The organism is Streptomyces sp. NPDC048171, from assembly GCF_043202655.1.
Taxonomy (GTDB): Bacteria; Actinomycetota; Actinomycetes; order Streptomycetales; family Streptomycetaceae; genus Streptomyces.
The window spans coordinates 673,576-685,866 of the sequence record NZ_JBIDAU010000002.1 but is presented as its reverse complement, the minus strand read 5'-3'; the positions used below and the strand labels follow the sequence as shown (position 1 = coordinate 685,866).

At 74.6% G+C, this 12,291-nt stretch carries 12 protein-coding genes and 1 pseudogene; 11 read left to right on the top strand and 2 right to left on the bottom strand.

The features are described from left to right. Window positions 1–124 precede the first annotated feature (124 nt). The 4 genes and pseudogenes from ACGF3J_RS07550 (at window position 125) to ACGF3J_RS07535 (ending at window position 3,136) form a co-directional block, all read left to right on the top strand. The gene (locus ACGF3J_RS07550) at window positions 125–949 is read left to right on the top strand and encodes a DUF3152 domain-containing protein (protein WP_393853609.1); all 825 of its coding nucleotides are present in this window, start codon (window positions 125–127) and stop codon (window positions 947–949) included. Between the two features lie 69 nt (window positions 950–1,018). Then, window positions 1,019–1,453, top strand: a pseudogene (locus tag ACGF3J_RS07545) (PPOX class F420-dependent oxidoreductase). 112 nt (window positions 1,454–1,565) lie between these two features. Further along, window positions 1,566–2,312: a DUF4142 domain-containing protein gene (locus tag ACGF3J_RS07540; RefSeq protein WP_161326484.1), complete on the top strand. Its 747-nt coding sequence runs from the start codon at window positions 1,566–1,568 to the stop codon at window positions 2,310–2,312. Between the two features lie 257 nt (window positions 2,313–2,569). Beyond that, window positions 2,570–3,136 carry a hypothetical protein gene (locus ACGF3J_RS07535; RefSeq protein ID WP_393853608.1) on the top strand — a complete coding sequence of 189 codons (567 nt, stop codon included), beginning with the start codon at window positions 2,570–2,572 and terminating at the stop codon, window positions 3,134–3,136. 36 nt (window positions 3,137–3,172) lie between these two features. On the opposite strand, the gene ACGF3J_RS07530 is transcribed toward ACGF3J_RS07535, so the two are convergent. Next, window positions 3,173–4,264, bottom strand: a complete 1,092-nt coding sequence (locus ACGF3J_RS07530; protein WP_393853607.1) for a Ku protein — start codon at window positions 4,262–4,264, stop codon at window positions 3,173–3,175. Between the two features lie 91 nt (window positions 4,265–4,355). Between ACGF3J_RS07530 and ligD the strand changes: the two genes are divergently transcribed. Continuing rightward, complete coding sequence (gene ligD / locus ACGF3J_RS07525) at window positions 4,356–5,237, top strand: non-homologous end-joining DNA ligase (RefSeq protein ID WP_386934515.1); 882 nt, start codon at window positions 4,356–4,358, stop codon at window positions 5,235–5,237. A gap of 19 nt (window positions 5,238–5,256) precedes the next feature. On the opposite strand, the gene ACGF3J_RS07520 is transcribed toward ligD, so the two are convergent. Further along, window positions 5,257–6,060, bottom strand: a complete 804-nt coding sequence (locus tag ACGF3J_RS07520; RefSeq protein WP_393853606.1) for a nuclease-related domain-containing protein — start codon at window positions 6,058–6,060, stop codon at window positions 5,257–5,259. A gap of 165 nt (window positions 6,061–6,225) precedes the next feature. Between ACGF3J_RS07520 and ACGF3J_RS07515 the strand changes: the two genes are divergently transcribed. The 6 genes from ACGF3J_RS07515 to ACGF3J_RS07490 all read left to right on the top strand — a co-directional run bounded on the left by ACGF3J_RS07515 (window position 6,226) and on the right by ACGF3J_RS07490 (window position 12,287). Next, window positions 6,226–6,705, top strand: a complete 480-nt coding sequence (locus ACGF3J_RS07515) for a dual specificity protein phosphatase family protein (RefSeq protein ID WP_122616369.1) — start codon at window positions 6,226–6,228, stop codon at window positions 6,703–6,705. 109 nt (window positions 6,706–6,814) lie between these two features. Continuing rightward, complete coding sequence (locus ACGF3J_RS07510; protein ID WP_161326490.1) at window positions 6,815–7,615, top strand: hypothetical protein; 801 nt, start codon at window positions 6,815–6,817, stop codon at window positions 7,613–7,615. Next, window positions 7,612–8,856, top strand: a complete 1,245-nt coding sequence (locus tag ACGF3J_RS07505; RefSeq protein ID WP_161326491.1) for a HAMP domain-containing sensor histidine kinase — start codon at window positions 7,612–7,614, stop codon at window positions 8,854–8,856. Before ACGF3J_RS07510 ends, ACGF3J_RS07505 begins: the two co-directional genes overlap by 4 nt. A gap of 143 nt (window positions 8,857–8,999) precedes the next feature. Continuing rightward, a complete protein-coding gene (locus ACGF3J_RS07500) occupies window positions 9,000–9,428 on the top strand; it encodes an SH3 domain-containing protein (RefSeq protein WP_393853702.1) in 429 nt (142 codons plus the stop codon). 43 nt (window positions 9,429–9,471) lie between these two features. Further along, the gene (locus ACGF3J_RS07495) at window positions 9,472–10,833 is read left to right on the top strand and encodes an FtsW/RodA/SpoVE family cell cycle protein (RefSeq protein ID WP_161326624.1); all 1,362 of its coding nucleotides are present in this window, start codon (window positions 9,472–9,474) and stop codon (window positions 10,831–10,833) included. Continuing rightward, window positions 10,830–12,287, top strand: coding sequence for a penicillin-binding transpeptidase domain-containing protein (locus tag ACGF3J_RS07490; protein ID WP_393853605.1), 1,458 nt, complete (start codon window positions 10,830–10,832; stop codon window positions 12,285–12,287). Before ACGF3J_RS07495 ends, ACGF3J_RS07490 begins: the two co-directional genes overlap by 4 nt. The last annotated feature ends 4 nt before the right edge of the window (window positions 12,288–12,291 follow it).

The window sequence follows — 12,291 nt, the reverse complement described above, 5'->3', positions numbered from 1 at the left end:
CTGTGAGAAGACCCACTTGGGGATCCGGGGGTCTCCCGCACACCTTTCCGCTTGGATCTTGTGGGGACACGAGCACACAGGAGTCCGGTGTGCGTCCCCCGGACCAGCAGAGAGGACGCACGTCGTGGGCCGATCCCCCGCCCGCCGGACCGGCCCCCGCAGAGGCGGACGTGTGGTCCTGGTCCTCCTCGCCCTCGGGACGGTGCTGGTCACCGCGGGCGCCGCGGTGGCGTACTGGCGGGACGCCCGGCCGACGGTGACGGACGACCAGGTGGCCGACGTGGCCGACGCCCTGGACGCCGCGGGGACGCCCACCCCCTCGGCCCGCATCTCCACGTCACCGTCCCCGTCGCCCTCGTCCTCGCCCTCCGCCATCGCCATTCCGGCGACGGGCCCCGGCACCTTCGTCACGGCGCGGGCCGACGGCACGACCGTGGGCACCGGCGGCCGGGTGCGCCGGTACAAGGTCCTGGTCGAGGAGGGCATCGACGTCCGCCCGAGCGCCGCCGCGGCCGAGATAGCCGGTGTGCTCGCCGACCGGCGGGGCTGGACGAGGGACGGGGCCACCTCCTTCCGGCTGGTCGGCACGGGCTCGTACGACTTCGTGGTGAAGATCGCCACGCCGGGCACCGTCGACCGGATCTGCGGCGCGGCGGGCCTGCGCACCCGGGGCGAGGTGAACTGCAGCGTCGGCACGGACGTCGTGGTGAACCTCAAGCGCTGGGTGCTGGGTTCCCCGGAGTTCGACGGCCCGATCCACGAGTACCGGGCGCTGATCGTCAACCACGAGGTCGGCCACCGCATCGGCCACGGCCACGAGACCTGCCCCGGGGCCGGCCGGCCCGCTCCGGCGATGATGCAGCAGATCAAGGGCCTCAAGGGGTGCGTCGCCAACGCCTGGCCCTACGACCGCGACGGCGAGTACCTGGGCGGCCTTTCGGTGCCCTGAGCCGTGCGGTGGGGGCGTTCGGCGGACGTTCGCGGGACAGCTCCCGGTGCGGCGGGTGATGATCGGACCATGACCACCACCTCGCGCTTCGACCCCCGTGCCCTGCTCGCCCGGAGCCGGCTCGGCGTGCTCGCGACGATCAAGTCGGACGGCCGCCCGTAGCTCTCGCCCGTCATGCCCGCCTACGACGCGGAGGCCGGCGTCATCCGCGTCTCGACCCGCGACGGGCTGGCCAAGACCGCCAACCTGCGCCGGGACCCGCGGGCCACGCTGGAGGTGACCGCCCCGGACGGCAGGTCCTGGGCCACCGCCGAGGGCGTCGCCACGCTCACCGGACCGGGCACCGACCCGCACGGACCGGAGGTCGAGGCGCTGGTGGAGTACTACCGCGCCGCCGCGGGGGAACACCCGGACTGGGACGAGTACCGGTCGACGATGGTGGCCGACCGCCGGGTGCTGCTCACCATCACCGTCGAGCGCGTCTACGGCGCCGACGTCGGCTGAACCCGACGAACCCAAATTTCGTGCCCGGGCGCTGATAGATCCGCCCGCCGTTTCCGTACCTCCTGGCGAATCCGTACGAGTGCGAGTCCCTCGCGTCGCCCCTGGAGGCACCATGCGCCTGTCCCGCAGCAGGATCGGAGTCGTCGTCCTGTTCGGTGCGATGACCCTGACCCTCACCGCGCTGGCCTTCCCGGCCATGCTCGGTCTGGACAAGGCCGACGGCAATCAGGACCGGGTCATCGCCAGCACCAAGTTCGGGCCGCTCACCGAGGCGGACCGGGACTTCGTGGTGAAGGTCAGGGCCGCCGGGCTGTGGGAGTACCCGCTGGGCGAGATCGTGCGCGAGCGCGGCACCACGAAGGAGATGAAGACGGCCGGCGAGCACCTGATCGTCGGGCACGCCGGTCTCGACGCGATGTGCCGCGAGATCTCCCCCGAGCTGGGCATCACGCTGCCCAACCGGGCCTCGCCGCAGCAGGAGGGCTTCGTGGCGACGGTGGACGCCAAGACCGGCAAGGAGTTCGACTCGTCGGCGGTCAACATCATGCGGGTGACGCACGGTCAGATCTTCCCGGCGATCGCCAAGATCCGGGCGTCCACCAAGAACACCCTGGTGCGGCAGCTGGCCGACCTGGCCAACGACACCGTCCTGGACCACATCACGGTGCTGGAGAAGACCGGCATGGTCGAGTACGACGAGGTCACCTTCCAGCAGACCGGCCCGGCGAAGCTGCCGCGGGAGAGGGTGACCCCGCCCCCGCCGCCCCCGGGTGAGCAGGTGCTGGTGCTGAAGCCGCGGCCCGACCTGAACGTGAACACCGCCTCCCCGACGCCCACTCCGTCCCCGGCGGCCCCCTGAGCCGGGCCGGCATCAGACTTCGCGGGCGCGCAGAGGCCCCGCCCACTCGTCCGGGAACCGCTCGACGCCATCGCGCGTTCATGAATTGGCGGTCGACGGTGACCGCCGGACATGACCACCGGCCGCGTGCCGTACGGCGCCCGGAAGTGACGCCGTACGGTGCCGCGGCACAGGACGGCACACCGGCCGCCGGCGGGCCCCCAACCCCCGCTCCCGCCCGGCCCGTCCGGGGCCGACGAGAGAGGAAGAGCGGGACGATGACCGCTTCGGGGCCGGACCGCGGCGCCACACCGGACGAGCCGGGCGGTACGCCGCCCGTGCCGGAGTACGTGTGGCGGCTCTTCCTGGAGGACGACGAGCGCGCCATCCTCGCCTCCGCGCCCAGGGAGCCCTCCGCGCGGGACCGGACCCTGGGCCGGCGGCCCGGCCCGCCCGCCACCGGCCCGTCCGCGCCCCCGCACGCCCGGCCCGCTCCCGCCGCCCCCGGCACGGTCGGTGAGGCGTGGCGCCCGGAGGACCCGTGGGCCGGCCCCGGCTGGCGTGCACTGGACCGCCGGGCCCGGCTGCGGCGGATCGGCCGGGTGGTCGGCACGGCGACCGCGGTCGCCCTCGCCCTGACCGTGTGGTCGCAGCTGTCCACCGGTCCGGGCACCCCGGGCGGCGAACCGGCCGACACGATCGGACGGCGCCTGGACGAGAGCCCGGCCCTGCCCACCCTGGCCTCCCTCGCACCGACGGAGTCCGCCGCCGCGAGCCCCGCGGCCTTCGAGTCCGCGCCGTCCGCGATACCCGGGGCCTCGGCCTCTCCCCGGACCATCGGCTGAGCCGTACGGCCGTCCGGCGGCATGGTCCCGGCGGAGTCAGGCACTGCGCTTGCGGGACGCAGCCTTCTTCGCCGGGGTCTTGGCCGTACTCTTGGCGGCCGCGCTCCTGCCGGCGGTCTTCTTGGCGGTGCTCCCGGCCGTCGCCTTCTTGGCCGGCTGGGCGGACTTCGCCGTGGACTTCCCGGCCGCGGCCGTCGACTTCTTGGGTGCCGCCTTCTTCGCCGCCGTCTTCTTCGCCGCCGCGGACGTCGACTTCTTCCCCCCGGTCTCCTTGGGGGCCCGCCCGGACGACTTCTGCGCCCGGGGCAGGGGCCGGACCTCGGCCTCCTCGGCCGCACCGGGCGCCTCGCCGCCTCGGGACTCCCGCGCCGCCCGCACGCTGCTCTCCAGCGCGGCCATCAGGTCCAGCACCTTCCCGGGCCGCTCCTCCTCGCGGGCCTCGGGCGGGGCCTCGCCGGCCGACTTGGCGGCGATGACCTCCTCCAGGGCCTCCTGGTACTCGTCGTGCAGGTCGTCCAGATCGATCTCGCCGAGGGTGTCCATGAGGGCGTCCGCGAGGTCCAGCTCCTGGTCGCGGACGGTGACGCCGGCGTCCGGGGCGACGCCTTCGGGGGCGCGCACCTCGTCCGGCCAGAGCAGGCTGTGCATGGCGATGGCGTCGCCGACGACCCGGAGCATGCCGAGGCGCTCCCGGCCGCGCAGCGCGAACTTGGCGATGGCGACCCGGTTGCTGCGCTTGAGCGCCTCGCGCAGCAGCGTGTACGGCTTGGCGGCGGGGGCGCCGCTCGCCGCGAGGTAGTACGCGGAGCCCATCTGGAGCGGGTCGATGCGCTCCTCGGGCACGAAGGCGACGATCTCGATCGTCCGCGCGGTCGGGATCGGCAGGTGGGACAGGTCCTCGTCGGTGATCGGGATCATCGAGCCGTCGGCGTCCTCGTACGCCTTGCCGATCTCGGCCTGGGTCACCTCGCGGTCCTCCAGCTCGCAGACCTTGCGGTAGCGGATCCGGCCGCCGTCCTCCGTGTGGATCTGGCGGAAGGAGACCGAGTGGCTCTCGGTGGCGTTCACCAGCTTGATCGGGATGCTGACCAGGCCGAAGGAGATGGCGCCGTTCCAGATCGATCGCACGTGCAGCACCTTTCCGGTCGGGCGGTTCGCGGGTCGGTTCGTCGGGCGGTTCGTCGGGCGTTTTGTCCGTGTTCCGTGCGATTCTCATGGTATGGCGCCTATCACGGAGGTGGAGGGGCGGCGGGTGGCCCTGAGCAATCTGGAGAAGGTGCTGTATCCCGCGTCCGGCTTCACCAAGGGCGAGCTGCTGCACTACTACGCGACGACCGCCGGGGTGCTGCTGCCGCATCTGCGGGACCGCGCGGTCTCCTTCCTGCGGTATCCCGACGGTCCGGACGGCCAGCTGTTCTTCACCAAGAACGTGCCGCCGGGTACGCCCGACTGGGTCACCACGGCAGAGGTCCCCCGCTCGGAGGGGCCCGCCCGGATGGTGCTGGTGCAGGACCTGCCGAGCCTGATGTGGGCGGCGAACCTGGTGACCGAGTTCCACACGCACCAGTGGACCGCGGACGACCCCGGCGAGGCCGACCGGCTGGTGTTCGACCTCGACCCCGGTCCGCCCGCGACCGTGGTGCATTGCTGCGAGGTCGCGCAGTGGCTGCGGGAGCGGCTGGCGGCGGACGGGATCGAGGCGTTCGCCAAGACGTCGGGGGCCAAGGGACTGCACCTGCTGGCGGGGGTGCGGGGGGCGTCGTCGGAGCGGGTGTCGGAGTACGCGAAGGCGCTCGCGGTGGAGGCCGAGCGGGCGCTGCCCCGGCTGGTGGTGCACCGGATGACGCGCAGCCTGCGGCCGGGGAAGGTGTTCGTGGACTGGAGCCAGAACGCCGCCCGCAAGACCACGGCCGCCCCGTACACCGTGCGAGCCCGTCACGACCCGGCGGTCTCCACGCCGGTGACGTGGGACGAGGTGGCGGGCTGCCGGCGGGCGGAGGAGTTCGTGTTCCGGGCGGAGGACCTCGGGCCGCGGGTCCGGGACCACGGCGACCTGCTGGCGCCGCTGCTCGACCCGCGCCGGGCGGCGGCGCTGCCGTGACCGCCCTGAGCCCGGTGCTCTAGAGGCGCGTCCAGGTGGCGCGGTCGCGGGCCGTGGAGTGCAGGGCCTCCACGTCCGCCGGTTTGAGCACCCCTCCCCGGCGGGCCAGGTCGGGCAGCTCCCGGTCGGTGAGGACGCGGACCGCGCGCGGTGGTGCCGTGACGTTCACGTGGGCCGGGTCGACGAGGACGAGGACGGCGCGGACCTCGGCCGTCAGCGCGTAGGAGGCCCGGTCGGCGTCGGCGCGGACCCTGCGCAGCAGAGGGCGTGGTTCCCGGCGGCCCAGCGCGACCAGGGGGTCGCCGACGTGCACCCGCTGCCTGCGGGCGGGCAGCACGTGCAGCGCGAAGAGCCCGCCGGGGCCGATCAGCAGGTGGTGGACGCGGTCGCCGCCGGGCAGCGGCACGGAGTGCAGGGTGCGCCAGCCGGCGCCGTCGAGGCGGTCGAGGGCCGTCCCCGTCGCGTGCTCGGCCGCCAGGGCCCGGCGGCGCGGGTCGGGGCGCAGCCGGTGCGCGGGGCCGGGGTCGCGCTCCAGGGCGATCAGCAGCCCCTCGCCGGGCCGGTTGGGGGCGAGGTCGTCGTCCGGGTGGAGGGTGAGCCGGGCCAGTTCGGCCGGGGTCGGGACCGGGGGCGGGCCGACGGCGACCGGGCCGGTGAGGAAGGGGCCCAGCGCCTGGAGGACCTCGTCCCGCCGGTCGTCGCTCAGCAGGTTGACCCGGGCCGCCTCACGGTCGTACCAGGCGACGTTCCCACCGTCAGGGAGGCAGACGTAGAGGCGGTCCTGACCGTGCCGCCGGGCCGGTACGACGCGCAGTCCGTCCATCCACACCACCCCTGCTCCATGGGACCAGGCCGGGTGCCGCGGGGCAAGAACCCGGCTACCTTGGGGAGGAGTTGGCAGACCCCCGAGAACCCCGAGAACCCCGAGACCCCCCGGGCGGGCCGGAATGGGGAGGCGCTGTTGCGTACCCGCGGGATGGGATCCGACGTGCCGGCGCCGGGCCGGGCGTGGGACGAGGTCGTGCCGGGACTCTGGATGGGCGGGCACGAGTTCCGGCGGCCGGGCGGGCGGGTGGAGTTCGCCGTGGTGCGGGACGAGTTCGACCTCGTACAGACGCTGCTGCGGCTGCCCGGGCACGGGCCCGCCGAGGGCGTCGAGCACCACGTGTGGCCGATCCCGGACGGACCGCTGGACGGGACGCAGCTCGCCGGGGTGATGCGGCTCGCGGAGGCCGCGAGCGAGGCGCTGGACGGGGGCGGCAAGGTCCTCGTCCGCTGCCATCACGGGTACAACCGCTCCGGGCTGGTGGTCGCGCACACGCTGATGCGCCGGGGCAGCGGCGCCGACGAGGCGGTCCGGCTGATCCGGGCCCGGCGTTCGCCGTGGGCGCTGCACAACGAGCTGTTCGTGGCGTATCTGCGGGCCGGGCTGGCCACCGCCCGGCTGCTGGAGGACCTGGCCGAGTAGCCCGGCACGCCCGGACGCACGCAAAATGGCCTTCCGTACCGAGAGGCGTACGGTTCCGCCGGCAGCCGTGCGGGGCCGTCGACGCCGCTCACCGAACCCCAGGAGTGCAGTGCTCCCGATCCGCCGTGGGCGTCCCGCCCGCGTTCCCGCCGTCGTCGCGCTGCTCCTGGCGACCGCGGCGGCCGGTGCGCTGGCGGCGTGCGGCGACTCGGGCGGGCTGCGGAGCGCGGGCGCGACCCCCGCGGCGCGGAGCCCGGCCCGGCTCTGGCCCGACCTCACGCCGGCGTCGAGTCCCGCCTACGACATCGGCGAGGTGGACAACGAGGTCGTCAAGGGCGTGCGGGTCCCCGCCGGCGGCATCCGCGAGGTCAACCCGGTGTCCGTCGTGCGGGAGGAGATCACCGCGCATCCGGACGACTACACGGGCGCCAAGGCGCGCTACCACGAGACGTCCGTCCGGATGGCGGACTGCGGCGCGGACGGCACGGCCGGCGACCGCGCAGGGTGCCCGGTGCTCCGGCCGTACTACCGCGACCTGACGGGCGACGGGCGACCCGAGATGACGCTGGGTTTCCGGCTGCTGCCCGCCAAGCTGACCGCCGTGCGCGTCTACACCGTCGAGAAGGGGCGGCTCGTGCGGGTCATGTCCTACGACGACGCGGTGAGCGAGGTCGAGCTGGCCGGGCGGACGGTGATCGTCCGCTCGCCCTCGGAGGTCGCGGGCTACGAGTACCGCCTCCAGTGGACCTGGGACCCCGACCAGCGGGCCATGCTGCTCACCAGCGACGAGATGCTGCGCACCGACGACGGCGGGCTGCACACCAAGCGCCCGTCGCCGCGGGCCTCCGGGTCGCCGTCCGCGTCACCGTCCTCGTCGCCGTCCGCGTCGCCCACGGCGAGCGCCCGGTGAGGCTCGCGCTCCCCCGGTGGGCCGGTCCGCTGGCGGTGAAAGCGGCCGTCTTCATCACCGTGATGTGCTGCGCGCTCGCCGCGCTGCTCGGCGTCCTGGTGCACGTCTCGGTCACCAACCAGACCGTCGGCCAGGCCCGTGACGTCGCCCTGACCCGGCTGGGCGAGGCGACGGAGGCGTACGAGGCCGGGGACCCGCTGCGCCGGGGCGCCGGCATCGATCCGCCGGGGCTGCCGGCCCCGCTGCGCGAGCTGGCCGCGTCGGGCCGGCGGGGCACGTTGGTCGCCGAGTCCGACGGGCGCCCCACGATGTGGGCGGCGGGCCCGGCGGGCGGTGGCCGCGCGCTGGCGGTGCGGGTCGACCACTCGCAGGGCAAGCGCACCATCGACGGGCTGGACAGCGCGATCGTGTGGTCCTCGGCGCTGGCGATCGGGGCGACGCTGCTGGTCGGCGCGTTCGCCGTGACCCGGGTGACGCGCCGGCTGCACGCGACGGCACGGGTGGCGCGGCGGATCAGCGCGGGCGACCTCGACGCGCGGGTCGGCGATCCCCGGGCGCAGGATCCGACGCGGCCGCAGGACGAGGTGGCCTCGGTCGCGGGCGCGCTGGACTCGATGGCCGCCTCGCTCCAGGGCAAGCTGCTGGCCGAGCAGCGGTTCACCGCGGACGTGGCGCACGAGCTGCGCACCCCGCTCACAGGTCTGCACGCGGCGGCCGAGCTGCTGCCGCCGGGGCGCCCCACCGAGCTGGTGCGGGACCGGGTGGCGGCGCTGCGCACGCTCACCGAGGACCTGCTGGAGATCTCCCGGCTGGACAGCGGGCGCGAGCGCCTCGAGGTGGAGCCGGAGCCGCTGGGCGAGCTGGCGGAACGGGTGGTACGCGGCTCGGGCACCGACACGCGGGTGGACGTCGTACGGGACGCGCGGGTGGAGACCGACCGGCGGCGGCTGGAGCGGGTGCTGGGCAACCTGGTCGCGAACGCGCACCGGCACGGCCGGGCGCCGGTGGTGCTGACCGTGGACGGGCCGGTGATCACCGTGCGGGACCACGGGGAGGGCTATCCCGACTACCTCCTGGCGCACGGCCCGCAGCGGTTCCGCACCGAGGCGGGCGGCAAGGGGCACGGACTCGGGCTGACGATCGCGCTGGGACAGGCCGAGGTGCTGGGCGCGCGGCTGGAGTTCACGAACCCGCCGGACGGCGGCGCGCTGGCCGCGCTGACGCTGCCTCAGCAGCCCTGACCCGGCGGCGGGGCGCGCGGCACACGGCCCGCACGGCACGCTCCGATGGCTCAGCGTGACGGGCGGCCGGCACCGGGCGCTCCTAATGTGGCGAACAGTCAGCTGAAGAACCGTTCGTTCCGGGAGGTACTCCCATGGCTCTGTTGTCGACGTTGTCCGCACCGCCCTCGCGCTCGCCACTGGTCCGCGGCCTGGCCACCACCCTGGCGGCCGGCGCGCTCGCCACGGCCGTCGCCGTCACGCCCGCCGCCGCGAACGACGAGTGGGGCGGCGGGGACTCCTCCGCCGGCGCCACCGGCGGGAACGGCGGCGACTGGGGCGACGGCCGCCGGGAGCAGGGCCGGTACCGGGGCGTGGTCACCGCCGACCGGCTCCCCCTGCTCACCTCACCGTCCCGCGGCAGCGAGGTCATCCGGTACGCCCGCCGCGGCGAGACCGTCCGCATCCACTGCAAGACCCCCGGCGACAAGGTGGGCGGCAACCCCCTCTGGTACCTCCTGGCGGACGGCACCTGGGCCTGGGGACCGGCCCGCCACATCGACAACGTCGGCCCGGCGCCGCGCTGGTGCTGACGCCAACGCCCCCCACACCACACCATTTGGGTAAGTTCCGGACATGACGAAGGCCGGACCCGGAACCGGGATCACCGTGGCACCAGCGGACACGCCCGCTCCCGTCGCCCGGCTCCCCCGGCGCCGGGGCATCGAACTCGCGCTCATCCTCGTGGCCGTGCTGCTGTCGGTGTTCGGCTACTGCAACGTCGGACTCGCCCAGCACGGCGCCCTCCCGCCCGGCGCCGCCGGTTACGGCGCCGGGCTCGGTGTGCTCGCGCTCCTCGCCCATCTGGCGGTACGGCTGCGCGCCCCCTGGGCCGACCCGCTGCTGCTGCCGATCGGCGTGCTGCTCAACGGCCTCGGCCTGGTGCTGATCTACCGGCTCGACCTGGAGACGCCGGGCGACCGGGCGGCCCCCACTCAGCTGGTGTGGTCGACGCTGGGTGTCGCGCTGTTCATCGTGGTCGTCCTGCTGCTGCGCGACCACCGGGTCCTGGCGCGCTACGCCTACGTCTGCGTCGCCGCCGCGCTCGCCCTGCTCACTGTGCCGATCTTCTTCCCGGCGGTGAACGGCGCCCGGATCTGGATCCGGATCGAGGGCTTCTCCATCCAGCCCGGCGAGTTCGCCAAGGTGCTGCTCGCCGTGTTCTTCGCCGCCTACCTGGCCGCGAACCGCAGCGCGCTGGCGTACGCGGGACGCCGCGTGTGGCGGCTGCAACTGCCCACCGGCCGGGTCCTCGGCCCGATCCTCGCCGTGTGGCTGGTCAGCGTCGGGGTCCTGGTCCTGGAGCGCGACCTCGGCACCTCGCTGCTGTTCTTCGGCCTGTTCGTGGTCCTTCTCTACGTCGCGACCGGCCGCACCGGCTGGATCGCCGTCGGCCTGCTGCTGGCCTCGCTGGGCGCGGTCGCGGTGGGCTGGCTGGAGCCGCACGTGCACACCAGGGTGGAGGACTGGCTGCACCCCTTCGCGTCCATCGAGGCGGGCGACGGGCCCAACCAGCTGGCGCAGTCCCTCTTCGCCTTCGCGGCGGGCGGGGTGACCGGCACGGGCCTGGGCCTCGGGGACTCCGTGCTGATCGGCTTCGCAGTCAAGTCCGACTTCATCCTCGCGACCGCCGGGGAGGAGCTGGGCTTCCTCGGACTGACCGCCGTCTTCCTGCTGTACGGGCTGCTGGTGGAGCGCGGCTACCGGGCGGGCCTCGCCGCGCGCGATCCCTTCGGCCGGCTGCTCGCGGTCGGCCTCTCCTCGATCGTGGCGCTCCAGGTGTTCGTCATCGCGGGCGGCGTGACCGGGCTGATCCCGCTGACCGGCATGGCGATGCCGTTCCTGGCCCAGGGCGGGTCCTCGGTCGTCACCAACTGGGCGATCGTGGCGCTGCTGATCCGGCTCAGCCACGCGGCCCGGCGCGGGACGCCCTCGTGACCCGGCACATCCGGCACGCGGCCTTCTTCTGCGCCCTGCTGCTGGTGGCCCTGGTGGTGAACGCGGCCCGGGTGCAGATCGTCCAGGCCCCGGAGTACGACGGCAACCCGGCCAACCGCCGCCCCGACATCGCCCGCTACCAGCAGCCGCGCGGCGACATCCTGGTCGGCGGCGAGGCGGTGACGGGCTCCCGGGACACCGGGGAGCACCTGCGCTACGAACGGACCTACGCGGACGGGCCGATGTACGCGCCGGTCACCGGCTTCGCCTCGCAGGCGTACGGGACGAGCCTGCTGGAGCACGCCGAGGACGGCCTGCTGTCCGGCGCCGACCCGATGCTCGCGCCGCTCCCGCTGTGGAACGACGTCACCGGCGCCCCCAACCCGGGGGGCGACGTCGTGACGACGATCGACTCGGCGGCGCAGCGGGCGGCGTTCGAGGGGCTGGGCCGGCGCACGGGCGCGGTGGCCGCGATCGAACCGGCCACGGGGCGGATCCTGGCGCTGGTGTCGACCCCGTCCTACGACCCCCAGCTGCTGTCCGGCAACAGCGCGGCCGCCAACCGGACCTGGGACCGGCTGAACGGCGACCCGGGCAGGCCGATGCTCAACCGGGCGGTGCGCCGGACCTATCCGCCCGGTTCGACCTTCAAGGTGGTCACCGCGGCGGCGGCACTGGACGCGGGTGTGGTCCGGGACCTGGACGCGCCGACCCGCTCCCCCGACCCGTACACCCTCCCCGGCACCCGCACCCGGCTGACGAACGAGGCCGACGGCTGCCGGAACGCCTCGCTGCGGGAGGCGTTCGAGTGGTCCTGCAACACGGTGTTCGCCAAGCTCGGCGTGGACGTGGGGGTGACGGACATGGCGGCCACGGCGGAGGCGTTCGGCTTCAACGACGACGCGGTGCGGATCCCGTTCGCCGTCTCGCGCTCCACCTTCGACACCTCGGTGGACCGGGCGCAGCTCGGGCTGGCCTCGATCGGGCAGTACAACACCCGGGCCACCCCGCTCCAGATGGCGACGGTGGCGGCGGCCGTGGCCGGCGGCGGTCAGGTGCGCTCGCCGTACCTGGTGGAGCGGACCCTGCGGGCGGGCGGCAGTCTGGTGGCGACGGCCGGGTCCCGGCCCTCGCGCGAGGTGATGCGGCCGTCGACCGCGGCGCGGCTCAAGGAGCTGATGACCGGCGTGGTGGAGAGCGGCACCGGGGCCAACGCCGCGATCCCCGGGGCCACCGTCGGGGGCAAGACCGGCACGGCCCAGCACGGCGTCGGCAACTCGGGGACGCCGTACGCCTGGTTCGCCTCCTGGGCCCGGCGCGACACGGACGTGGAGCCGAAGGTCGCGGTCGCCGTGGTGGTCGAGGGCACGGCGGCGGACCGTGAGCGGGTCAGCGGGGGCGGACTGGCCGCGCCGATCGCGCGATCGGTGATGGAGGCGGTGCTCAAGCCCTGAGACG

What these genes read in the sequence shown, in the direction of transcription:
- ACGF3J_RS07520 (WP_393853606.1), bottom strand. Translation starts at nt 6,060, where the DNA reads ATGGACGGACTGCGCGTCGTACCGGCCCGGCGGCACGGTCAGGACCGC.
- ACGF3J_RS07495 (WP_161326624.1), top strand. Translation starts at nt 9,472, where the DNA reads ATGACGAAGGCCGGACCCGGAACCGGGATCACCGTGGCACCAGCGGAC.
- ACGF3J_RS07540 (WP_161326484.1), top strand. Translation starts at nt 1,566, where the DNA reads ATGCGCCTGTCCCGCAGCAGGATCGGAGTCGTCGTCCTGTTCGGTGCG.
- ACGF3J_RS07535 (WP_393853608.1), top strand. Translation starts at nt 2,570, where the DNA reads ATGACCGCTTCGGGGCCGGACCGCGGCGCCACACCGGACGAGCCGGGC.
- ligD (WP_386934515.1), top strand. Translation starts at nt 4,356, where the DNA reads ATGGCGCCTATCACGGAGGTGGAGGGGCGGCGGGTGGCCCTGAGCAAT.